Origin of the sequence: Rheinheimera riviphila, from assembly GCF_004005945.1 — a bacterium.
GTDB lineage: Bacteria > Pseudomonadota > Gammaproteobacteria > Enterobacterales > Alteromonadaceae > Pararheinheimera > Pararheinheimera riviphila.
The window spans coordinates 52,594-76,087 of the sequence record NZ_SACS01000017.1 but is presented as its reverse complement, the minus strand read 5'-3'; the positions used below and the strand labels follow the sequence as shown (position 1 = coordinate 76,087).

Here is a 23,494-nt window from a genome sequence, read left to right as displayed (position 1 = left end):
GGTAGGCGACAAGCACGTGAGACCCCAGGAGCATAGTTGTCCTATGTGACTGGGGCGAGCGGGCGAAGGCAACAACCCCGAATCTTCAAGGATGACGGGTATTGAGCTGCAGCGTTTATTCAACAAGGAAAATATCCGATGACCGATCGCAATCAGGCCGAATGGCTGTTACAGCAACAAAGTTATGATCAAATGGAAAAACAAGCGCTGTGGCTGAAAGTGGTCGCCATCGTACTGTGGTTATGGTTAGTGCAAACCGAAAGCAGCCTGGTGTTGCAACTGGGGTTAATCGGCGTGTTCTGGCTACATGAAGCCATCTGGAAAACCCAGCAAAGCCGCACTGCCGATCGGTTGTTAGCGCTGGAACAGGCGTTATCGCAGGGCAAAGACATTGGTTGTCAGTGGCATCAAAGCTGGTTACAACAACGTGGTGGTGCTGTTGGTCTGGTGCTTTCGTATCTGAAGCATTGCTTTAAACCAACGGTTGCTATTACTTATCTGGTGCTGCTGGCGGCGACTTTCGGGCGTCATTTTAACTAATCCATATGGCGGCGACTGTATGACGGTGCATCGAGCACGAACATGCAGCACAAGCCGCCTGCTTTTATACCCCCGCTTTTAATGCTCGAGCATCCAATTGTGAAATAGTTAAAACTCCGCATCGGTATCCGTTTAGTTAACCTCTATCACGCGTCCTCTTTTTATCGCCACCGCTATAAGTCCCTAATTTAGTTAGCTCAATATTTAAGCAATTTCTAAATTCATATTACCAAATAAACTTATAGTTATATTGTATACATTATTCAATAGTCTAAGATGTTTTGGCCTTCGGGTAACATAAATGACATACAACTATAATCTTTCTCAGGAACATGACATGCAAAAAAACATCAACGCGCGGCAGCAAAGCCAAAGCGCGGCCCTCACCCCCTGTTTATTAACAATGGCCGTCAGCCTCGCGCTGTTCAGCCCACAAATGTTGGCAGCAGAAAACCGACAGCTACAGCCGCCACAAACTCAACAGCAAAGCCAGCAACTGGTTCAACAATACAAGCAGCAAACGTCGCAACAAGTTTCGTCATTCACTGCTGTAGTTCAACATCAGCGACATCAAATTCCGCAGCATCACCAATGGGTTCCTAAATCCAAAACCCAACCTGCCGTGATCAATGCACCGGTGGAGCCAAAACCAGAACATCTGCAGCAGCCGGTGCAAGACGAAGAAAGCTTTTTCCGCGCCCACAGCCACTCGCAGCAATTATTGGCAGAACAAGCGCAAGCTGCCGATGAGTGTGCAACCGCAGTCAGCGGTTATGGCAGCAAATCCGGTCAAGCCTTGGTAGATCATATTCTGGCGACGCCAAATCACTGTATTAACGACTTATTTAACGGCGAGCCAAATTCCATCGCCGCCTTTAGCGCCAGCAAAATGACTTTTGTTGCCAACGCAACGGCCAGTCTCGCTACTAGTTACAATGCCAGTGGCAGTGAAGTAACTTTGGGCAAACTGTACTATTTCCTGCGTGCAGGCTTTTTCGTACAGTACTACAACGACACGCTGATCCCGGACTACCCGACCGCTGTGAAAACAGCCGTGCGGGCAGCGTTGGATAATTTATTCAGCAACCCGGTGTTTTATCAAAATTCATCGCTGAATGGCCGCAATATTCAGGACGCTTTAACCCTGGTCGACAGCGCCGGTGAAAACAGCCGCTATTTGTACGTCGTCAAAGAATGGCTGCAACGCTGGAACAGCAGCTACGCCGCCGACTGGGATATGCGTGGTGCGGTGAATCAGATTTTCACTATTTTATTTCGCGGCCATCAGGACAGCGCTTTTGTTGCAGCCACCGCCAATGACACGGTATTGATCAACCGGCTCGGCAATTTTGCCCGCCAAAGCTGGATGATTGGCACGCAAGCCTCATTTTTACAGGAAAATGCCGCCGCTGAACTGGCGCGTTTTTTACAGTATCCAACGGCCGCCATTCACATTGATGTGAAAACGCATGTCAGCGCAATTTTGAGCCAATACAGCATGTCCGGCAATGGCTCGGCGGTGTGGTTGCGGGTCGCTGCTGCAGTTGATTATTACGGCCAGTGCGCCACTTACAATATCTGCGGCTTTCAGGAACAGCTGGAACAACAAGTGCTGGCACAACAACATGCCTGTAGTGGCTCGATGAAGTTTCGCGCCCAGGAGATGACAAGCGCAGAGCTTGCCGACTCTTGTAACGCAGTGACAGCGCAGGAAACTTTTTTCCATCAATTCCTGCGCACTAACCAGCAACCAGTTGCAGAAGACCTAAACAGCAATCTGGAAATGGTGGTATTTGATTCCAGCGCTGATTATGGTCAATACGCCGGGTTATTCTTCGGCATCGACACCAATAATGGCGGTATGTATCTGGAAGGAAATCCGGCATCTGCGACCAATCAGGCGCGCTTTATTGCTTATGAAGCCGAATGGTTGCGCCCGGAATTTCATGTCTGGAACCTGACGCACGAGATGGTGCATTACCTCGACGGTCGCTTTAACCTCGAAGGCGATTTTGGTGCCGCCAAAGTCGACACCCACAAAACCGTGTGGTGGATTGAAGGCTTAGCCGAATATGTGTCGAAGAAAAACCGCAACGATACCGCCATCACCATGGCGCGTACCAAGCAATTTAAGCTCAGTGAAATTCTCGCCAACAACTACAGCAGTGGTCAGGATCGGGTTTATCGCTGGGGGTATCTGGCGGTGCGGTTTATGTTTGAAACCCAGCCTGCCACTGTTACAAGCTTACTGGCGCATTTCCGTGAAGGTGACTACGACACCTACTTAAGCGCCATCAACGCCATTGGTACCAGTCTGGATAGTCAATGGTCGACCTGGCTTGGCAATGTGCAAAGTAACGATACGGTTCCGCAAGTGACCATCGGCCAAACCGGCAACGGCGCGGCGCTGGTGAATGGTCAGGCGAAAACCGGGCTTGGTGCTGCTCAGGGTAGCTGGCTGCAGTACTACATTGATGTACCTGCCAATCAGGCGAAACTGGTGGTGGCACAAAATGGTGGCAGCGGTGATGCCGATTTGTATCTGAATCATGGTTCGCAACCGACGTTACAAAGCTATAGCTGTCGGCCTTATGTCGATGGAAATACCGAAACTTGCACCGTCAACAATCCGGCAGCTGGCCGCTGGTATGTTGGTAGTTACGCTTATGCTAATTTCAGCAACCTTAGTCTGACCGCAACTCATACGCCAAGCCCACCGCAACCGGATGCCTGCGCCAATCAAGCGCCGGTCGATTATATTTCGGTGCAGGCGGGACAAATGTATTGTGTGGTGGCAGGAAATGATGGCTACACCTATTTCTACTATTACAACAACGTCGCCAACGCCCGATTAAAATTTAACCTGTACGGCCCAACGACCGGCAACGCCGATCTGTACTTCAGCGCACTAAACTGGCCAACCAATAGCAGTTATCAGCAACGCTCTGAAAATAATGACAGCACCGAGCAGATCCTGACCAATCCGCTGCCGGTTGGCTGGAGTTATATTGGCGTGAAAGGTAATCCCACCAAAGGGCAGACGACACTGGTGGTTAGCCTGCAGTAACAAAAAGGGTCGGAGCTAATTAGGAATAATTAGCACCGACCCTTTTTTATTAAATCTCTTGCTTCACTTTGGTCACCAGCAACTGGTCAATTTTGTAGTTGTCGATGTCGACGACTTCAAATTTGTAGCCTTGATGCAGGACGAAGTCGGTCCGTTTCGGGATTTTTCTGAGCATATACATCATAAAACCGGCAATGGTTTCGTAGTTTTCCTGATCGGGAAATTGATCAATCGACAGCACCCGCATCACGTCATCGAGCGGTGTCAAGCCTTCGACTAACCAGGAATCGTCATCGCGTTTGACGATTTGCTCTTCCTCAGAATTCACCAGTTCGCCCATCACGATGCTCATCACATCTTTGAGCGTGATCATGCCAACCACCAAAGCGTATTCATTCAGGATCACCGCAAAATCCACACCACTGGCTTTAAATTGCGCCAGCGCTTCATACAACGACAAGGTGTCCGGAATAATTAACGGGGTGCGTAAAATGCCTTCTTTACTGAGCGATATCGATTGTTCGTGCAGCACCTGCATCAGAATATCGCGGGTATCGACATATCCCACGACCCGGTCCAGCGCCTGATCACAGACAATAAATTTGGCATGTGGATGTTCGGCGATTTTCGCTTTAATGCTTTCCGGCGTTTCTTTGAGGACAAAATAAATCAGACTTTCGCGTGGCGTCATCGCCGACGTCACGGTGCGCTGGTCCATATCAAACACATTTTCCAGCAGTTTATGTTCTTGTTGCTGCAGCACGCCGGCTTCAGCGCCTTCGTCCATCATCGAAATAATGTCTTCCGGCGTGATCTGATCTTTACGCTGAATAGGCACATTAAAGATTTTAAACACCAGATTGGCAATGCTATTAAACAACCAGACCAAGGGTTTCAGCACAATTAACAACAATAAAATGGGCCGCACCACCGCGACAGCCACTTGCTCCGGCGCCAGCATCGCCAGTCGTTTTGGCATCAGATCGGCGAACAGAATAAACAAGGCAGTGACAAAAAACACAGATAAACCAAAGCCTAATGACTGCAGCGCCGGGCCATCGTAAACGAACTTCAATAATTCAACAAAGGTCGGCGTAAAAGCAGCTTCACCCAAAATACCGCCCAAAATAGCAACGGCATTGAGGCCAATCTGAATAATGGTAAAAAAACTACCAGGATGTTCCTGCAGCGCCAGCACTTGTTTGGCGCGTAGCTCGCCATCGCTCAGCAACTGACGTAAGCGCTGTTTACGCGAAGCGGCCAGCGCGATTTCTGACATCGAAAAAAAAGCACTGACACTAATCAGCAACACAATAATAAGGACATGTTCAAACAAAGACATTGGATCACTCACCAGGCATGGGCACCCGAGTTACATATAGCTGCGTATCAGCTGCGTATGGTGCCGTGGATTACTGAAACTTTTATGACAACGCCCGACAGTATAGGCTGTCGGGCGTTTTATTTCAGCTGCTTAGCACAAATGATTCCGCAATTCACTACAACTGATTTCAGCTGAGTGATGACTTCAGGTTACTTCACATCACCAGATGTTTTGAAAAATAAACCTTCAACTCGTTAAAATATTTAGTGCGGTTTACCGGATCATAAAAGCCATGGGTCTCGTCGTTAAACTCCAACCATTGGTAAGGTTTACCCGCTTTATCCAAGGCTTGTTGTAACTTTTCGGCATGGATATAAGGCGCCCGTTCGTCTTTTTTGCCATGAGCTATCAGCAGGTGTGTTTTGAGCTTACTCACATGATGAACCGGCGAATATTGCTGCAACTGCGCTTCGTCTGTCCCTACCGCTTCGTCTAAATACGCTTTACCATAGGACAAATACTGAATATCACCTTTGCCCGCCAGTAGTGATAAGTCGTAAACACCCGCCACTGCGACGCCACATTTAAACAGATCCGGTGCCAGCGTTGCCGACTGAACTGTCGAATATGCACCAAAGGAACCGCCCATAATGCACAGGTTACCCGCTTTTGCTTTTCCTTGCGCTATCGCCCATTCAGTCCCTGCAATAATATCCCGTTGAATCGCATCGCCCCACTGCCGATGTCCCTTCTGCTGAAACTTGTAACCATAGCCGCCGGAACCCCGGAAATTTACCTGCAACACGTTATAGCCGGACAAGGCTAAAAATTGTAGTTCAGTATCAAAACCCCAATAGTCTCGAACACCATGCGGGCCACCATGCACCAGCACTATGGTCGGTTTATGTTCAGATTGAACCGGGCTTTGCGTCCAGTAACCATGAATGTCCAACCCATCAAAGGATTTGAATTTCACCGGCTCTGTAGCCGCAAACTTTACGCCTTTTAGCTCAGGCCTGCTGTCAGCAATCTTGGTTAAAGTTACTTTCTCATGATCGTACAAATAAAAAGTCGCGGCAGCTTTGTCAGAGCTCACTTGCACCACCCACTTTTTACCGTCTTTACTTTTACTGGTAATAGTGACGTCATCACCCGGAAAAGTTTCCAGTAAATTACTGAACACCGTTGCTTCTTGTGTTTGGTCAGATAAAAAAACATAAGACGGCTTACCATCATCAAGCCGCGCCGCATAAACACTTTGAGTGTCAGCAGTGACCAGTGTCTGGGTGATGCTGACGGTATTGTCTGTAAATATTGGCTTGTAGCTGCCGTCGGCAAAACGATACTCAAAGATCCCACTGATATCTTGCTGGAAATTATCAAGGACATGTAATCCCTGATTATCAGCAGTCACTGCTATGGGCGTAAAATAGCGGCCATAATTGCGTTTCGGCAGTTGCTGCCATTTATCTGTTTTTATGTCTTTTAAATATACCTGACGGTGGTATTTGTTATCGATACCGGAGGCAATACGGGGTTCACCTTGCTGATCCGCAACTACATCTGCATAGGCGATGGGCGCGCGACCTTTAGATTTTAATTCGCCATTGTACACATCCATAGCCACCAGCTCTGGCTGTCGATCGCCACCTTCGCTGGTCGGCGTCGATTTAAGCAGGATCTGATTTCGCTCATCGGCCTGATTAAACACAAATTCAGCCCAAGCGCTTTTCCCTTCGCGCTGCTTTAAACGGGTACCGGTTTGTTTTTTACCAGCACGAAAACCAAATAACAGCTCGCCTTTACTACCGTCATAATTCACGCCGTACAGCTCGCCGTAATACACAGGCTGACGTTGCCACGCCAACGTTTCAGTGAGCTTAAACACCACCCGCTCGTTGTTTACCCATTGAAACTCTCCAATCTGCATTGGGTACTGCATCCGAAAAGAGCCGACCATTTTCATCGAAGCTGCGCCATAAAATGCCAGAGCTTGACGACCTTCAACAAATACCTGAATGGCGAGGTGGCGGCCATCGGGTGCGATTTTAATATTGGATATAGCCGGATGTTTTGCTAATAATTCGACCAGCGTGGCATCGGTCTGACTGTTGGCAAAAGACGTTGGGGTAAACAGGACAAAAGAAGTAGACAGGACTGTGGCCAAAGCCAGTTTAGAAACCATTGATTGCATGCGGCATTTCCTTGATGCGGTCTGAGAATCACACACCAACTGTGGTGACAGCTCCAAAACCCGGAGCTTTTAAAAATCCGTCAGACCATAGCATACAGCCGCATCAATTCACAAATAATATTCCAATGAATGACAAATAATGCATTTTTACCTTTTTTAGCACATCTTGGACCTAAGCACAAAACAATAGCCGGGCCTGCTGGTACACCCACAGCGCCAGCGCCGGGTCGTAGCGTTCGCCTTCGTCGCGCATAAAAGCATGCTGGGCGTTCAGTTCATGCCAGCTAAAGTTGCAACCGGACTTGCTCAGCTGCTGATAAATTTTCAACCGGCCTTCAGCCGGAATATGCGGATCTTGTTTTCCCCAGATCAGCATCAACTCGCCTTGGATGTCGCCCGCGCGCTCGAGCGTTTGATCGCCAGGCGCGGCCGGTAAGGTATCGCTGTGTAAATCGGTGGCATATAAACAACAAGCGGCACTAATGGCAGGGTTTAACGCCGCCCGAAACGCCAGATGGCCGCCGATACAGACACCATAACTGCTGGTTTTGCCGCTAAATTCGGCTAACGTCTGTAAATAAGCAAGCATCGCCAAGGTATCGCTGTCATGGCTGGTTAATGGTTTAGTCCATTTATCCTGATTGCCTTTATCTTTGCCAGTATCGTCATAACCCAGCACAGTACCGGCCGGATTTAATTCATGAAACACTTCCGGCACCAATACGATAAAACCCTGCCCCGCTAATATGGCGGCTGCTCGGGCAATAGGGGCGGTAATTTGGAAAATTTCAGAATAAAACAATACCGCGCCGAAGGTTTTAGTTGGTTTTTTGCCAAGCGCATTGCCGGAAGCCAGCGGCATGATTTGCAAACAGCGCATCGGGCCGGTAGCAGTGGTTAAGGTGATGGTCGTGGTTTGAATTTGCATAGTCGGTTTTCCTGCAAGGCCATGCTGCTTACCATAAGCAGATGGCTAAACGGCTAAAATATGAAAACATCATACCGTATTTGCCAACCAGGGCAAACTGACCTGGACCAACAACCCTGGCGGCTGATTGCGCAGACAAAACCCGCCGCCATGCGCTTCGGCCACATCACGGCATAAGGTCAAGCCAATACCCGAGCCTTGGGTTTTGGTGGTGTAAAACGGCAATAACGCATGCTCCAGCACTTCGGCCGACAAGCCACCACCCGCATCTTGCAATTCAATGATTAACAGCTGTGGCGTCTCTTGAATAAACAGCCGGATCTGCGCTGGATCCGAACCCGATTCATGGGCGTTTTTCAGCACATTCAGCAGCAATTGCATCAGCTGCGACTGGTCCAGCTGCCAAGCCAGTTTTGGCAATTCACCATCCAGTTCAAATTCAAAATGATCGTGTAATTGATTAATCAGTCGCGGCCAATTGACGGTGTCGCGTTTGGGCGGTGGTAACTTGGCAAACTGAATATAGGCCTGCAAAAACTGATTCAGATGCTGGCTGCGTTCGCTGATGGTTGCGAGTATTTGGCGCAGCGGCTGCAATGTTGCTAAGTCCGCAGCCTGTTTTTCCGGCGATTGAGTTTCCAGCACTTGTTTTTCTAATAATTGTTGCCCGGAATACGCCAGCGACGACAGCGGTGCCAGACTGTTATTCAGCTCATGACCAATCACCCGTAGCAGTTTTTTCCAGGCATTGAGTTCTTCGCGCTGAATTTCTGCGGTCATAGGTTTTAGTAGATACAAAAAATGCTGGCGTTGATTGAGCATAAATTGGCTGGACGACAGGTGCCAGATAGCGGCGCCCTGGCCTTGGCTTTGGTTACCGTTAAAGGCCACATCGCGCGTCTCCAGATGCAATAAGCCTTGTTGCGGTTGTTGCAGATAACCGCTAAACGCCAATTGCAACTCCGGCCACTGTGCCAGCACGTCATCCAGCACACGACCATCAAACTTCTGGCCGTGCAAAAACAACTGTCGCGCCGCAGGGTTCGTCAGCAATACCCGGTTATGGTCATCGGTCAGCACTAAAGCACTGGGGCTTGATTGCAACACGGTATCCAGCAGCAATTCACGTTGATACAAAGTCGCACGCTGGCGGCTCAGTTCAGCCGACATCGTATCCAAAGCATCAGCCAACGGCGTCAGCATCCGGATCTGTTGCCGGTTGGCCCGACTATTAAACGCCTGATCCTGCAGATTATCGGCATGCAAATTCAGTGCAGCGATTTCCTGCTGCAAGCCGTTGTTCACCCGCTGTAGCAATAAATGCAGCAACACCGCCAGCAGCAACAACATGGCCCATAACAGATATAAAGTGGTGGTTTGCTGTGGTTCACTCAGCAGCCAAGGCAACAACAAAGCCAGCGCCAGTAACGGCGTTAGTACCAATAGTTGCACCAAAGCGAGTTGGCCGCTGAAACTAAACAACCGCAGCAGGCTGAAGCGCTGCCCGATAGACTGTCCGATGAGCTGCCCGCTCGCTCGTCTCATCAAAAAACTAAGGCGTGGCAATGCCATAAAACTCCATGCGCCGGTACAACGCCTGCCGGCTGATGCCAAGTTGTTTCGCCGCGCGGGCAATAATGCCACCTTGTTGCGCCAGCGCCTGTTCAATCTGCAGCCGGTCGATATCGTCGAGCACTCGTTTTGCTGCTGGTTCTTCGAGCTGCAAACCCAAATCGTTGGCTTCAATCACGCTACCGCTCGCCAGTAACAAAGCGCGCTGACAGATATTCTGCAATTCCCGCACATTGCCTGGCCACTGGTGTTGCAACAACGCTTGCTCCGCCGCTGCAGACAGCGTTTTTTCTGCGGCTAGAAACAACCGGGCCAATGGCAGAATATCGTCAGGTCGTTGTTTAAGCTCAGGTAAATGCAGTTGCACCACATTCAGCCGGTAATACAAATCCTGCCGGAACTGCCCTGTGGCGATGGCTTTGGTTAAATCAGCATTGGTGGCGCTTAACACGCGCACATCGACTTTGCGGGTTTGGCTGGAGCCCAACCGCTCAAACTCACCGGTTTGCAGCACCCGCAGCAATTTCATCTGACCGGATAACGACAAATTGCCAATCTCATCAAGGAAAATAGTGCCGCCATCAGCCGCTTCAAACCGGCCGATGCGAGTTTTCCCCAAACCACTGTAGGCGCCAGCGTCGGCACCAAAGAGTTCAGCTTCCATCAAATCGGTGGGCAAAGCGCCCATATTGACTTTAATCAGCGGCTTTTTCGCGCGGGTAGAATTGGCATGCAGCACCTGGGCGATGCCTTCTTTACCAGTACCGTTTTCGCCGGTGATCAGCACCGCCGCATTGGACGGCGCCAGTTGCAACGCCATTTGCAGCAATTGCTCCATAGTGGTGCTAGCGAACACCAAACCACACAAGTCTTTGCCAACAAATTGTGCCAGCCGTTCTTGTTGCTTGCGCTCGGCTTGGTGTTGTTTGTCCTGCAAATTTTTGATTTTTAATACATTTTGCACTGTCAGCAGCAGCCGCGCATCGTCCCAGGGCTTGGCGATATAGTCGCTGGCACCGGCTTTCACCAATTCCACCACCATATCGAGCTGGGTCCAGGCGGTCATTAAGATCACCGGGATCTGCGGATATTGCTGGCGCAACTGATAAAACAACGATTTGCCGGCGAGCCCTTGCATTTCACCTTTGGCAAAATTCATATCCTGCAGCACCACATCAATCGGCTGCTGCGCCAATAAGGCCAAGGCGGTCGCCGGATCGGTGGCAGTCCAGACCCGGTAACCTTGCAAATGAAACAGCGTGAGTAAGGCGGTACAAACCGCCTCGTTGTCATCAATGACTAAAACAGTGGCCATGGCTTATCGGATCTTCCTATGTTGACGCTGATCTCAGAACCATTTTAATGCAATCATTACAGCGTCTTAGTGGCTGTCGCTGGCGACACCTTTGTTGCTATTCTGGCAGGATACCATGTGGCAACGGTGACACAAACCAGCAACACCGCACTGCATAATAACGGCAACCACCAATTCAGCGCTTCGAGGCTAATCACACTGGCCAACACCTTGTTCAGCGCCAGCGCACAGAGCACTCCAAGCGAAGCACCAACGGCGGTGGTCAGCCAGTTTTCACTGAGGAGCTCTAATAAAATCAGCTGTTTGCTGGCCCCAAGTGCGCGTTTAATGCCAATTTCCTGCTGCTGTTTTAAAGCATGGAAATGCGCATTACTGTAGCTGGAAACCATCGCCACTAACAACATCAGGCCGCTTAAGATGCCGAGTAAGGTCGCGAGGCCAAACTCGTTGCGGTACAACTGCTGATGTTGCTCTTCCAGAGTGCGGACATAAAAAACTTCAATGTTGGCATCCACTTGGCGCAGCACTTCGGGTAATTGTTGGCGTATTTGCTCAGTACTACCTTCGCTGGTGTTGATTAATAATGCATAACCCCAGTCCACTCCAAGCAATGGTGATACTTGAATACTGTTATAAACCGGATTTGTCGCGGAGCTCTGACCGAAAAAATCTTCGACAACGGCAGCCACTGGCGCCCGATTGGTCTTCAAACCGATCGCCGAACGTCCTGGAAACAATTTTTCGGCCAGACTGCGGGTCAACACCAGCGGCGATGGCGTATCGATGTCCACGGCAATAGGCGTGACTGGCAATTGCCCGTCCACCACTGATACCCCAAGCGCAGCAAAAAAGTCTGGCGACACCATATACTGCGGAATGGTCGGAATATTAGTACGTTCCTCATCATCTGCGTCATACAAATTGCCGTTATTGCCGCCCTGACGCACCGGGCCCTGATTGGCATAAGCCACTGCCTGCACGCCGGGCAATGCCCGTACAGCAGCCATTTGCCGTTCCAGCAAATCACCCAATAACGGATAAGCCCGTAAATCCGGTGTGGTTGGTTTTAACTGTACCTGCAGCGTCTGCGGTAAATTCAGCCCGGTCGGTTCGTTCAGCTTGTCGCGCGTTTGCATCGCCAGCAATAAACTATTCACCAACAGTGCCAGCGTCATCGCCAGCTGTACCAATAACAACACTGTGACCACTTTCCGACGCAGCAAAGATTTTATTAATAAATGCAATGACATAGAGTTATTCCTTTAATTGCTGATTTAAGCCGCCAAATGATGCACGCAGCGAAGGATACAAAGTCACCAGATAACTCATCGTGAATGTGAGAACTAATAACAGCAGTAATAACGTCAGGTCCCAGCGGCCAAACAGGCTGTTGGCTGGCCACAGGAAATTCAGTAAGCTCACGCCGCCCCAGGCGATCAGCAAACCACCAGCACAACAAAAGGTTGCCATTAACAACACATCGGCCAGCATTTGTTGCTGCAATTGACCACGACTGGCACCAAGCGCGCGGCGCAGGCTGAATTCATATTGGTTACTGATATAGCGGTTGAGTGATAAATGACTGGCATTGAACAAACAAACGCCTAAAAACAATAACGTCACTAAAGCAAAAGCTTTGATATCTGCTGATTCACCACCGAAGTAGCTGACGATATTGCGCATCGGCACCAATTGATTGTTCGGAGCACTTGGGTGACGACCGGCTTTCTGTTCATCGGCCACTAAGTTGCTCATAAACTGGCGATAGGCCTGTTGTTGCGCTTCGGTATCCAGCTGCACCCAAAATTGCAGTTGGTTTAATGCGCCGGTCCGGCCTTGGGTGGCCAACTGACGATAGTCGGTATCGTCAAAAGTTTGCGATTGGCGATTGGACATGTAATTAAAATCGTAACCGGTCTCCAGCGGCATATACACCTGATCCGCTTCCGACAAATGGGCGCGGTTATTGGCGTCATACAGCCGTGGTAACATTTGCCAGTCGTCCAGCACCGCCACCACAGTAAAATGGCGGTCATCCAGCAGAATTTTTTCACCGACAACGTCACTGTGACCAAACATTTTTTCGGCGGTTTGTTTAGCTAAGATCAGCTCGAGACGGGCTTTATCATCGGCCCAGATACTACCGTGCAACAACGGCACTTCAAACATCCGGAAAAAATCCGGTTGGGTCATCCGGATACTGACCGGGGTTGGAGCTTGTTTGGTATCGAGCCGCAAATAACCGTCAGCGCTGTACATGCCGACTTTAGCCGTCGGAATATCGCTCTGACTCAGCTTTTGCACGTTGGCATAACTCAACACCCGGGGTGGCGGGCAGTCTGCGCACTCATAAGGCACCATCAACGTCATTGGAAAAAACAATTTATCGCTTTTATGCGGCAGTGGGTCTGAATTGAGCTGATAGTAAAAAGTAGCATTGGCGAAAAATACCCCAAGCCCCAGACTTAAGATAAAAATGGTCAGCGCATACGGCAAAGGCGCACGTTTGATGCTGATCCAACTGACTTTCAGGTAATACAGAAATTGTTCCATGTGTTTCCCCTTAAGCCCGTTTCACGGCCAGCGGGTCATACATCGCCGCGTCACTGAGCTGCCCATCGACAATCTGCACCTGGCGGCCAGCGCGACGTGCCTGATCCGGATCGTGCGTCACCATCAAAATGGTACAACCGTCCTGATTGATTTTTTCTAACAGCTCCATCACCTGACGCGCCATCAACGAATCGAGGTTACCGGTCGGTTCATCCGCCAGCAAAATCCGTGGTTGTCCGGCAATAGCGCGGGCAATCGCCACCCGTTGCTGCTGACCACCGGAGAGCTGCGATGGGTGATAATCACGGCGCGCCGCTAACCCCACCAACTCCAAAGCTTGTTCAGCACGACGTTTACGCTCACTGGCGGCAATGCCACGATAACGCAGCGGCAATTCGATGTTGTCTTGCAGGCTGTAATCTTTAATCAGGTTAAAGCCCTGAAAAATAAAGCCAATTTTTTCGTTGCGTAATTTTGATAAAGCGCTATCTGAGAGTCCTTTCACTGACTGACCATCCAGCAAATAATCGCCTTCATCAAAATGTTCCAGCGTGCCCAGCACATTTAACAAAGTGGATTTGCCCGAGCCAGAAGGCCCGGTTAAGGCAACAAATTCACCTTCCTTCACCTGTAACTCGATACTGCGCAGGGCATGGGTTTCAATCAGTTCGGTTCTGAAAATTTTGCTTAAATTCTTTAATTGGATCATCGGGTTTGTCCTTGTTGATGGTCGCAGGTGCATCAGCACACTACAAAACAGAGTTAATTCAACCGCACTTGCGGCTGATCTTTAAATTCGCTGAGATTTGAAATCACCAGTTGGTCGCCTTCACTCAGGCCAGCCAGCACTTCGACCCATTGCACTGACACCGCACCTAATTCAACCGGTGTTTTGGTCGCAATGTTGTCAATCAACCGGTACGCCTGACGACCACCACCTGAGCTGATAAAATCGCCACGCGCGACTTTGAGCACATTGGTTTTTTGTTCGAAAATAATCCGGCCGGACAACCGTTGGTTCTGGCGTAAACTTGCCGCATCCTGACTTTGAAAACGCACACGGGCGCTGACCTGCCCTTCTTTCACCTCCGGCGCCACATGACTAAGCGCACCTTGCAGCATCTGACCATTCAGACTGACTTCCACCGCCAAACCGGCCGCCAGCTCAGCGGCATAGTTTTCCGGCACGCTGAGCTCAGCTTCGTACTGACTTAAGTCAATCACCGTTAGCAAGCCCTGGCCTTCCAGCACATGATTTTGCTGCTCCACCAACCAGTTCCCGACCTGGCCGGTGACCGGCGCTTTAATTTGCAACGCCGCCAGTTTGCGGTTGAGTTCCGCCACGACCAGTTGCTGGCGTTCTAACGCCTGTTGCCCGGATTTTTGCTCAAACGCCAGTTTATCCAAGGCCAACTGCACTTTGCGTTTGGCATGGGCAAATTCCAATTCGGACTGGGTCATTTTGTCGTTGGCGATGTCCAGATCGAGTTGGCGTAATACGCCCAGTTGCAGCGATTGTTTGGCGCGGGCAAGTTCCCGTTTTGCTGCCTGTCGATTAATTTGGGCGGTGTTTTGCACCTGCTCCATGTCCAGCTGTTGTTCGCGCGCTTGCAAGGTCGCGCGTTCAATCTCGGACGTCATACTGGCGAGTAAAGCTTGTTGTTGTTTGACTTCGTTTTCGAGCGTCGGGCTATCAATCACCGCTAGCAAATCGCCTAAAGTTACCGGCTCACCCGGTTGCTTTAATAAGCGAATTTGACCGGCTTGTTGGCTAAATAAAGTTGGCGCATTGGCCGCAACCACTTTGCCCTGCACCGCTAAATCACGGACAAAATCGCCACGACTAACAGTGCCAATCTGCACTTGCTGGCGTGGGATCACCAGTGACGCCTGCGCACCACCGGCAAACAGCCACTGCCAACTGAGCCACAGCAACCCGCCGACGACGCCAGCCATCAATATTTTCTTGACCGGCTTTGGCCTGGTGCTGCCCTTGACGGCGATATCTTGTTGTTCGGTACCTTGGATCATCTGCTGTTCCTTCTGACTTGATAGCCTGTTACTGCACAGGCCGTGCCAGCCGGAATAAATATTTATACCTTTGTTTTATAAGGGTTTTAGAAGAAATGAGTGCAGTTGAAAACTGTCCGCGGACAGCCAGACTGTCCGCAGCTACCGAGCGGACAGTCTGCCGTGGCTTTTAAAGCAGAATTTACTAATAAAGAAATTTATAAAGTCTTTATCACAAAAATATGAAGTTTTTGACATTCCAAAGACTAAGTTTGGCGCCGCAGGATGCACAAAAACCAGCAGGGACTACTTCAATAATCCAAGGTAATTATAAAAATCCAAGGTAGCTATAATGAAAAATACCATGAAAAACCCGACCAAACTTGCCATGCTTGGCATTACCGCAATCTTTACTTTATCTACCGCTTCAATGGCCGTTGCCCAGGCAATTACTAGTCAGGACTTCGATCAAGTGACGCCAATTGATCTGAGTGACGACACCAAGACCCGCTATATCGTGAAGTACAAAAATGACACTGCGATGGCAGAGCTGGATGCGAACTCATCTACTATCGAAGCCGGTGTCGCAGATAACGTGGCATTTTCATCCCAAAAAGCCAACCGCTTGCTCCGTAAATACAATGTAGATGCGCTGATGCATCTGCAACAGGTGAACGCGAGTGTCGTGGAACTGACACCATCGCAACTGGCGCAGTTCAAAAATGATCCTTCCGTCCAATATGTAGAAGTGGATCCAAAACGCTACATTCTGGATGTGCCTTCCATCAAAGCCCAAACCACGCCGTACGGTATTACCATGGTTCAGGCCAATCTGGTCAGTGACATTAATGCCACCAACACCAAAGTCTGCGTGATCGATACTGGTTACCATGCAAGTCACGCAGATCTGCCAAATAGCGGTGTTACTGGTTATGCCTTTTCCGGACACGGCACCTGGAACAGCGATGGTAACGGCCATGGTACCCACGTCGCCGGTACTATGGTGGCACTGAACAATGCCGACGGCGTGATTGGCGTGCTGCCTTCAGCCAAAGCCGGTGTGCATATCGTGAAAATTTTCAATAACTCAGGCAACTGGACCACAGCGTCCAATCTGATCCAGGCGATTCAATCCTGTAAAGATGCCGGCGCCAAAGTGGTGAATATGAGTCTGGGGGGCGGCAGTTCCAGCACCACCGAACAAACCGCCATGACCAACTTCTACAATGGTGGCATGTTATTAGTCGCCGCTGCCGGTAACGCCGGCAATACTAGCCTGTCTTACCCGGCGTCTTATGATGCGGTGGTTTCCGTTGCCGCGGTCGATTCGAGCCGTAACCTCGCCAGTTTCTCACAGCGTAACGCTCAGGTTGAACTGGCTGGCCCTGGGGTCGCAGTCAACTCAACCTGGAACAACGGTGGCTACAACAGCATCAGCGGTACCTCGATGGCATCGCCACACGTCGCTGCTGTCGCGGCGCTGGTGTGGAGTAATCACCCGCAATGTACCGCGCCGCAAATTCGTAGCGCCTTAAACCGCACTGCGCAGGACCGCGGTACTGCCGGTCGCGACACTTCGTTTGGTTTTGGTATTGTGCAGGCGAAAGCGGCAGTCGACGATATCACCAACAACGGCTGTAGCGGCGGTGGCGGTACTACCCCTCCAGGTGGTGGCGCAACCTTCCCGAATCTATCGGGCAGCGCAGGCCAATGGTTACAAAGCTCTTACGCGATTCCGGCTGGGGTCACCAAAGTGACCTTTACGATTACCGGCGGTACCGGTGATGCTGACTTGTATGTCCGGTTTGGTGCAGCACCGACCACCAGCACCTATAACTGCCGGCCTTATCTGAACGGCAACAATGAAGTCTGTACCATCAATAATCCACAAGCAGGCAACTGGCATGTAGGGATCCGTGGTTACACTGCCTTTAGTGGTTTGACCTTCAGCTACCAGTACTAACAGATTATGTGTTAGCACTTTGATACAACAGCGACTGCCTGCACAGTCGCTGTTTTTTTGTCATCATTCCAAGAACATGACACCGTTTGAAAAACGAACAGATTTTTGCGCGCTCTGCTGCTGTTATGCTGCTGTTATGAAGTGATTATTTCTTTACCCACTGACCATCCCGCAAAATAAAGTGCCCGCTTTGGGTTTTTTCCAACGCCTTCTGCCCTGCCATCACTTCGACATCGGCCAGCTGCAGGCCATTGGCTGTGGCCAGCTTTTGGTACTCGGCGCGCCTGGCGTTATTGATCAATTGCACCACGGAAGCGGTGTCGGTACTGGCTTTGACCACGCCCAAATAACCATCCGGTTGTTCGCCAACCAGGCCCTGAGCTTTAGCTGTGGGTAACGCCGTCATTGCTTGTTGTAAATCCATCGCCTGCAGCGGCTGACTCAACAACAGCAACATTGCAGTTAAACCGATTAGTTTTCTCATGCTGCGCGCTCCTTAAAATAAACCGCTGGATTCATCCAGCAAATGGTCGAGTTGTTTATCCACTTTAATCAGAATTTCGTGCTGAATTTTCACATTTAAATTGATATTAATCGGTTCACTAGGCATCGCGACCTGCACTGTTGGTGTGCAGGCGATGAGTGTACAAAGCCCGAAAACAATGGCAATGCTGCTGGTTGATTGCATAATTCCTCCTGTCACTGCGATTTTTCTGCTGCCGGTTTCACGGCAGGTTTTTGCTGCATAGGTTGCTTCTGCTGTTGCGTAGTCTGTTGCTTGCTCTGCTGCTGAATTTTTTGTTGAATGCGCTGCCGCACCTTGTCACTAATTTGCCCACTCAGCTGCAAACTGGTGAGCAAAGCCGGTAAATCCTCTTCGACATTGATATTAAAATGCACCGGTCGGCCTTGTTGCAATTTTGGATTAAAACCGTGCAGCTTCACCTGCAGTAACACCTTACCGTCCGGCTGTAATTCCACCGTACTTGCCAATGTCTGATAGCGAAAATCACTGAGTGCTTCAAAGGCTAAATCCATCCCCGATGCTTTTTTCCCCGGCACTGGCTGATATTGATATTGCAAGCGTCCGCCTGGTGCTTCTGCCTGCAAACTGCCGCCTAGCACTTGCCACTGAGCTAGCGGTGCTTTTGTTGTCGGCGTTTTTTTTGTTGTCGGCAGCGCTTTTGTCAACGGTGTTGCTGTCGACGCGAGCCCAGGTGTACGCTGATAACGTAGCGGAATAGTGCCACTAAACACGCCTTCGCCCAACAACTGCCCGGACGGGTGTTGTTTTAACAGTGCCGCCAGCTGCATTTGTTGCACCAACAACCGGAATTCGATGGTTGGTTGTTGTAGATTAAACTGCGTTTCAGCAAGGGCGAGCTGACCGCCAAATATAGCAATTTGTGCCTGAGCTAGCCTGACGTCACCGCTGACAGGTGCTGACCAGTCCGCCCGATACTGCGCGGCGACTCGCGCAGGCCCGGCTTCAAAACCATGATTCAGTTGCCGCAGCACCAGCTCAGGCAGTTGCAGGGTAAAAGATCGCAGATCAGCTTCGAGCAACAGCTGTACAGTTAAACCAGCAAATGCGGTGCGATCATAAATACCAGCCAGTTCGTTCAGCTGTACATTCGCCCGCAACTGTTTCAGCTGCCCGCCCGGTAACTGCAATTGCAAGTCACCTTCGGCGGAAACTTTTCCACGTTGTAACTCCAGCAACTCTGGCCATAATCGGGTCAGTTGCAATGGATTTCCGGCCAGAAAAAATACATCGGCCAATTGCCACTGCATCGAGAGGGCCGCCGGTGACAACGTTGCCTGATAAGTCACTTTTAACGCCTGCGTGTTTTGGACTGAACCGCTTAATTTCAGTGCGGCTAATTGCCCCTGCGCCTGCCCTTGCCACTGCCAATTCATTGTTTTTAGCAGCGGATGCGTTAACTGCCGCACTTCAGCTGTGGCATCCAGTTGCAACTGACATTGCCGCCAGCGCGGTTCAAGGCATTGCAACTGGCCGCTTAGCAGTTGCAAAGCCGCCGATGCGAGTTTCAGTCTGACACCATCGTTAAGCGGATCCTGATAGCTGAATGCGACCCGCAGCGGTTGCAATAAGGTCAGCTGCAATTCATCCGCCTGCCAATATCCGGACAGCTGCAGCTGAATATTTTCCGGCACTAACCCGACGGGTAATCCCTGGATCCAGCCGGCAGCGGCCAGCGCCTTCATATCCAACTGCACCGCAAGCTGGCTGATATTGAGTTGCACCAGTCGTTGCTCCTGCGTGCGTAAATTCAACTGCAGCTGAACTTGCTGGCCATCCCCTTGTAGTTGTAAATCAATCACCTGTTTGCTGCCCTCACGGAACGCCTGCAACGCCCCCTGTAACTGACACCCTTGCTGACGATCCTGACAAGGCCATTGCAATATCAAGTGCGGTAGGTCGATACGTTCAGGTACCCACGTCGGAATAGCTATTTCGGGAAACTGCGGGATCTGGAATTCAGTGTTGGTGTTAGTGCTGATATTTGGGACAGCTGCTGCGGCAATGGCCTCGGTCGGGACAGCCTCGGTCGCCGCTATTCCGGCATTTGCATCGACGACATTCAGCACCGGCGCCAGTTGCAGCTGCTGTGCGCGAACAGAAGGCCAGGGCCAGCCACGCCAGCCAATTTCGAGCCCGCGCACTTGCACATCCCACCATTGTTCGCCTTGTCCTGCCTGCAACGACAATTCTGCCAGCCGGATCTGCTGCCAACCCACAGCAACACCCGATACTTGTAATTGCCGGACCGGCAATAACTGATAACCCAGCAACAGCAGCAAAACCAGCACGATCATTAGTAGCAGCAAAACAGCAAAAGTGCGCCGAAGTATTTTAAGCCATTGAATGCCAATACGTTTTGACGTAACCAACGCTATTACCTTGCCAGAAAAAACCTATCGGAGTATACAGACGCTAGGCGCATCTGACTGAATTTGCAATAAATCCGGTTAAAATCTGTCCGGTATCGCTGCACGCCTGATGCCTGAACGGATACGCGATCTGTGTTGCAATTTGTTACATATTGTATTGGCACGATAACATCAGGACATGGTTAAATGGTCACTCGATTGTTAAATAATTATTACCAGAGAACCCTCATGCGTAAATTACATAAAATTGCCATCGCAGTGGCGCTTGCAACCAGTCTTGCAGCATGCAATAGCCCACAATCCACGCCAAACGCCGCCGCGCTGCCAGCCGGGATCAGCTTAGTTGCCGACCAAAGCCAAACAACCGGTCTGGCTATTCCGCATAAAAAATACAAGTTAGCCAATGGCTTAACGGTGATTGTGCATGAAGACAGCTCAGATCCGCTGGTGCATGTTGATGTGACTTACCATGTAGGTTCAGCACGGGAAGAAGCTGGTAAATCTGGTTTTGCCCACTTCTTTGAACATATGATGTTCCAGGGTTCAGAAAACGTCGACGATGAAGAGCATTTTAAAATCATCACCGAAGCAGGTGGCAACATGAACGGCACCACCAATTCCGACCGCACTAACTATTTCCAGACAGTCCCGGTAAACCAGCTGGAAAAAGTACTGTGGCTGGAATCCGATCGGATGGGTTTTCTGCTGGACGCTGTGACCGAGAAAAAATTCGAAGTGCAACGTGAAACCGTCAAAAACGAACGGGGCCAGCGCGTCGACAACCAACCTTATGGCAGGTTATATGAGCGCGTTTCCCAGGCTTTGTATCCGGATTTACATCCGTATTCCTGGCCGGTGATCGGCTGGATGGATGATTTAAACCGCGCCAACGTCAACGATGTAAAAGCCTTTTTCCTGCGCTGGTATGGTCCGAACAATGCCACATTGACCATCGGTGGTGCCGTGAAAGCAGACGATGTGCTGCCGCTGGTGCAACAATACTTTGGCTCTATTCCGGTTGGCCCTGAAGTCACACCTGCTCCCAAAGAATTACTGATGTTAAGCGAAGATCGTTACATTTCTATGGAAGATAACGTCCATTTACCGTTGCTTTATGTGACTTACCCAACAGTTTACGCCTGGCATCAGGACGAAGCGGCGCTGGATATCCTGTCGGAAATCTTAGGCGGTGGTAACAACTCGCTGCTGTACAAAAACCTGGTAAAAAACCAGACGGCGGTGCAGGCGCAAGTAAGCCACCGTTGTATGGAACTGTCCTGTAGTTTCACGCTGTTGGCATTGCCACACCCGGCTTCAGGCAAAAATCTGGCTGACATCGAAAAAGTGATCCGCGACAGTTTGCTGGAATTTGAACAACGTGGCGTGACCGATGACGACCTGAACAAAGTCAAAGCGAAAATGGAAGCGGCCAACATTTTTGGTCTGCAAAGTGTACAGGGCAAAGTCAGTCAGCTGGCTTACAGCGAAACCTTCTTCGGCCAGCCAGATCAGGTCGCCGATGATATTGCCCGCTATAACGCGGTGACCAAAGCCGACGTGTTACGTGTTTATAATCAGTATATTAAAGGCAAACATGCGGTGCTGATGAGCGTGGTACCTAAAGGCCAAACAGCGATGATTGCCCGCGCTGATAACTTTAAACCGGTTGCCCATGATTTTGGCGGCCCGTCCACCACCAAGGCTGAAGACTTACAGGCCCGTCGTGCCGTGGATAACTTTGATCGCAACGTTCAGCCTAAAGCCAGCGTAAACCCGGCGGTGGAGTTACCGGCAACCTGGCGCACCGACTTAAGCAATGGCATTGCCATTTTGGGTGCGCAAACAACGGAAACCCCAACCACCTCGTTACTGCTGAAAATTCCAAGTGGTCAGTATTACGAAACACCGGATAAAGTAGGTATTTCGTCGATGGTGGCCAGCCTGATGAACGAAAGCACCAAAAACTACAGTACCGAGCAAATGAGTCTGGCGCTGGAAAAATTAGGCAGCAGCATTAGCTTCGGCGCTGAAGCCGAATATCTGACAGTGTTTGTGTCCAGTTTGACCAAAAACCTGCCGGCAACACTGGCGTTGCTGGAAGAAAAATTACTGAATCCGGCGTTTAATGCTCAGGATTTCAACCGGGTACAACAACAGACGTTGCAAGGTCTGCAAAACTCGGAGAAAAACGCCGGTTTCCTGGCGCAACAAGCCTATCGCAAACTGATGTACGGTAACCATATTATGGGTTACAACGGTCAGGGCACACTGGCAACGGTCAGCAAACTGACGGCTGCCGATCTGCAAGCTTATTATCAACAGAACTTTAAACCGGCCGGTAGCCAACTGATTGTGGTCTCAGATATTACCCAGGCTGCAGTACAACCTTTATTAAGTAAAACCCTGCAACAATGGCAAGGTCAGGCGCCAGCACTGAAAGTTGCCACGCCAACCGCCGTGGCCAAAGCCGGTACTATTTATCTGGTCGACAAACCAGATGCACCTCAGTCTGAAATCCGCATTGGCAAACGCAGCATCACCGAAGATATTACCGGTGAGTTTTATCGCGCTGGCCTGATGAATTTCGTGCTGGGAGGTAACTTCAATAGCCGCATTAACCTGAACTTACGCGAAGAAAAAGGCTATACCTACGGCGCGTTTTCTGGTTTTGGGGCCGATAAAGTTGCCGGTGTTTATACCGCACAGGCAGCAGTTCGTGCTGATGCAACCGCCGCTTCGCTGCAAGAGTTCTTAAAAGAAATCGACCGTTATCAGCAACAAGGCATCACCGATGACGAGCTGAACTTTATGCGTCAGGCCATCAATCAGGCTGATGCACTGGAGTATGAAACACCCAATGCCAAACTTGGTTTTATGGCGCAAATCCTGGAACACAAGCTGTCACCGGATTTTGTGAAAGAACGTAATCAGATTGTGGCCAGTATCAGCAAAGAGGAAATTAATGCGCTGGCGAAAAAGCATCTGAACAGCAAAGACATGTCGATTGTAGTGGTTGGGGATGCGAAAAAGCTGCGTCCTGAGCTGCAGGCTCTTGGCTTTGCGGTTGAAGATTACCAACTTTAATTCTCTGCGGTTTTAAAATTGAGGGCAG

Annotated in this window: 16 protein-coding genes; 4 read left to right on the top strand and 12 right to left on the bottom strand. The window is 50.2% G+C overall.

Annotated features, from left to right (window positions below):
* The first annotated feature begins 138 nt into the window (after window positions 1–138).
* Entirely contained in the window at window positions 139–540 is a 402-nt protein-coding gene (locus EOE67_RS14895) for a hypothetical protein (RefSeq protein ID WP_127700128.1), read from the top strand.
* 337 nt (window positions 541–877) lie between these two features.
* A complete protein-coding gene (locus tag EOE67_RS14890) occupies window positions 878–3,607 on the top strand; it encodes a M9 family metallopeptidase (protein ID WP_164852354.1) in 2,730 nt (909 codons plus the stop codon).
* Window positions 3,608–3,656: 49 nt separating this feature from the next.
* On the opposite strand, the gene paeA is transcribed toward EOE67_RS14890, so the two are convergent.
* The 9 genes from paeA to EOE67_RS14845 all read right to left on the bottom strand — a co-directional run bounded on the left by paeA (window position 3,657) and on the right by EOE67_RS14845 (window position 15,524).
* Window positions 3,657–4,949 carry a polyamine export protein PaeA gene (gene paeA, locus EOE67_RS14885; protein ID WP_127700126.1) on the bottom strand — a complete coding sequence of 431 codons (1,293 nt, stop codon included), beginning with the start codon at window positions 4,947–4,949 and terminating at the stop codon, window positions 3,657–3,659.
* A 196-nt stretch (window positions 4,950–5,145) separates the two neighbouring features.
* On the bottom strand, window positions 5,146–7,125 hold the full coding sequence (locus EOE67_RS14880; RefSeq protein ID WP_127700125.1) for an alpha/beta hydrolase family protein: 1,980 nt from the start codon (window positions 7,123–7,125) through the stop codon (window positions 5,146–5,148).
* Between the two features lie 172 nt (window positions 7,126–7,297).
* A complete protein-coding gene (locus EOE67_RS14875) occupies window positions 7,298–8,053 on the bottom strand; it encodes a dienelactone hydrolase family protein (protein ID WP_127700124.1) in 756 nt (251 codons plus the stop codon).
* Between the two features lie 69 nt (window positions 8,054–8,122).
* Window positions 8,123–9,625 carry a sensor histidine kinase gene (locus tag EOE67_RS14870; RefSeq protein WP_240652831.1) on the bottom strand — a complete coding sequence of 501 codons (1,503 nt, stop codon included), beginning with the start codon at window positions 9,623–9,625 and terminating at the stop codon, window positions 8,123–8,125.
* The gene (locus EOE67_RS14865) at window positions 9,606–10,940 is read right to left on the bottom strand and encodes a sigma-54-dependent transcriptional regulator (protein WP_127700123.1); all 1,335 of its coding nucleotides are present in this window, start codon (window positions 10,938–10,940) and stop codon (window positions 9,606–9,608) included. The genes EOE67_RS14870 and EOE67_RS14865 overlap by 20 nt, the downstream gene beginning before the upstream one ends.
* 56 nt (window positions 10,941–10,996) lie before the next feature.
* The gene (locus tag EOE67_RS14860) at window positions 10,997–12,190 is read right to left on the bottom strand and encodes an FtsX-like permease family protein (RefSeq protein WP_127700122.1); all 1,194 of its coding nucleotides are present in this window, start codon (window positions 12,188–12,190) and stop codon (window positions 10,997–10,999) included.
* Between the two features lie 4 nt (window positions 12,191–12,194).
* Entirely contained in the window at window positions 12,195–13,493 is a 1,299-nt protein-coding gene (locus tag EOE67_RS14855) for an ABC transporter permease (RefSeq protein ID WP_127700121.1), read from the bottom strand.
* A gap of 10 nt (window positions 13,494–13,503) precedes the next feature.
* On the bottom strand, window positions 13,504–14,202 hold the full coding sequence (locus EOE67_RS14850) for an ABC transporter ATP-binding protein (RefSeq protein ID WP_127700120.1): 699 nt from the start codon (window positions 14,200–14,202) through the stop codon (window positions 13,504–13,506).
* Between the two features lie 53 nt (window positions 14,203–14,255).
* Window positions 14,256–15,524: an efflux RND transporter periplasmic adaptor subunit gene (locus EOE67_RS14845; RefSeq protein WP_127700119.1), complete on the bottom strand. Its 1,269-nt coding sequence runs from the start codon at window positions 15,522–15,524 to the stop codon at window positions 14,256–14,258.
* 331 nt (window positions 15,525–15,855) lie between these two features.
* On the opposite strand from EOE67_RS14845, the gene EOE67_RS14840 reads away from it, so the two are divergent.
* Window positions 15,856–17,466: a S8 family serine peptidase gene (locus EOE67_RS14840; protein WP_240652830.1), complete on the top strand. Its 1,611-nt coding sequence runs from the start codon at window positions 15,856–15,858 to the stop codon at window positions 17,464–17,466.
* Window positions 17,467–17,611: 145 nt separating this feature from the next.
* Here the strand turns inward: EOE67_RS14840 and EOE67_RS14835 are convergent, their stop codons facing one another.
* Genes EOE67_RS14835 through EOE67_RS14825 form a run of 3 tightly spaced genes read right to left on the bottom strand, consistent with a single transcriptional unit; the run spans window position 17,612 to window position 20,307 of the window.
* The gene (locus EOE67_RS14835) at window positions 17,612–17,950 is read right to left on the bottom strand and encodes a YdbL family probable chaperone protein (RefSeq protein ID WP_127700118.1); all 339 of its coding nucleotides are present in this window, start codon (window positions 17,948–17,950) and stop codon (window positions 17,612–17,614) included.
* A 12-nt stretch (window positions 17,951–17,962) separates the two neighbouring features.
* Window positions 17,963–18,154 (bottom strand): YnbE family lipoprotein, encoded by a 192-nt coding sequence (locus tag EOE67_RS14830; protein ID WP_068064010.1) that lies wholly within the window; start codon window positions 18,152–18,154, stop codon window positions 17,963–17,965.
* An 11-nt stretch (window positions 18,155–18,165) separates the two neighbouring features.
* Window positions 18,166–20,307: an intermembrane phospholipid transport protein YdbH family protein gene (locus EOE67_RS14825; RefSeq protein WP_127700117.1), complete on the bottom strand. Its 2,142-nt coding sequence runs from the start codon at window positions 20,305–20,307 to the stop codon at window positions 18,166–18,168.
* 303 nt (window positions 20,308–20,610) lie between these two features.
* On the opposite strand from EOE67_RS14825, the gene EOE67_RS14820 reads away from it, so the two are divergent.
* On the top strand, window positions 20,611–23,466 hold the full coding sequence (locus EOE67_RS14820; RefSeq protein ID WP_127700116.1) for a M16 family metallopeptidase: 2,856 nt from the start codon (window positions 20,611–20,613) through the stop codon (window positions 23,464–23,466).
* The last annotated feature ends 28 nt before the right edge of the window (window positions 23,467–23,494 follow it).

What these genes read in the sequence shown, in the direction of transcription:
- EOE67_RS14865 (WP_127700123.1), bottom strand. Translation starts at nt 10,940, where the DNA reads ATGGCCACTGTTTTAGTCATTGATGACAACGAGGCGGTTTGTACCGCC.
- EOE67_RS14860 (WP_127700122.1), bottom strand. Translation starts at nt 12,190, where the DNA reads ATGTCATTGCATTTATTAATAAAATCTTTGCTGCGTCGGAAAGTGGTC.
- EOE67_RS14820 (WP_127700116.1), top strand. Translation starts at nt 20,611, where the DNA reads ATGCGTAAATTACATAAAATTGCCATCGCAGTGGCGCTTGCAACCAGT.
- EOE67_RS14825 (WP_127700117.1), bottom strand. Translation starts at nt 20,307, where the DNA reads ATGATCGTGCTGGTTTTGCTGCTGTTGCTGGGTTATCAGTTATTGCCG.
- EOE67_RS14880 (WP_127700125.1), bottom strand. Translation starts at nt 7,125, where the DNA reads ATGCAATCAATGGTTTCTAAACTGGCTTTGGCCACAGTCCTGTCTACT.
- EOE67_RS14875 (WP_127700124.1), bottom strand. Translation starts at nt 8,053, where the DNA reads ATGCAAATTCAAACCACGACCATCACCTTAACCACTGCTACCGGCCCG.
- EOE67_RS14890 (WP_164852354.1), top strand. Translation starts at nt 878, where the DNA reads ATGCAAAAAAACATCAACGCGCGGCAGCAAAGCCAAAGCGCGGCCCTC.
- EOE67_RS14870 (WP_240652831.1), bottom strand. Translation starts at nt 9,625, where the DNA reads ATGGCATTGCCACGCCTTAGTTTTTTGATGAGACGAGCGAGCGGGCAG.
- EOE67_RS14855 (WP_127700121.1), bottom strand. Translation starts at nt 13,493, where the DNA reads ATGGAACAATTTCTGTATTACCTGAAAGTCAGTTGGATCAGCATCAAA.
- EOE67_RS14845 (WP_127700119.1), bottom strand. Translation starts at nt 15,524, where the DNA reads ATGATCCAAGGTACCGAACAACAAGATATCGCCGTCAAGGGCAGCACC.
- paeA (WP_127700126.1), bottom strand. Translation starts at nt 4,949, where the DNA reads ATGTCTTTGTTTGAACATGTCCTTATTATTGTGTTGCTGATTAGTGTC.
- EOE67_RS14840 (WP_240652830.1), top strand. Translation starts at nt 15,856, where the DNA reads ATGAAAAATACCATGAAAAACCCGACCAAACTTGCCATGCTTGGCATT.
- EOE67_RS14850 (WP_127700120.1), bottom strand. Translation starts at nt 14,202, where the DNA reads ATGATCCAATTAAAGAATTTAAGCAAAATTTTCAGAACCGAACTGATT.
- EOE67_RS14830 (WP_068064010.1), bottom strand. Translation starts at nt 18,154, where the DNA reads ATGCAATCAACCAGCAGCATTGCCATTGTTTTCGGGCTTTGTACACTC.
- EOE67_RS14835 (WP_127700118.1), bottom strand. Translation starts at nt 17,950, where the DNA reads ATGAGAAAACTAATCGGTTTAACTGCAATGTTGCTGTTGTTGAGTCAG.
- EOE67_RS14895 (WP_127700128.1), top strand. Translation starts at nt 139, where the DNA reads ATGACCGATCGCAATCAGGCCGAATGGCTGTTACAGCAACAAAGTTAT.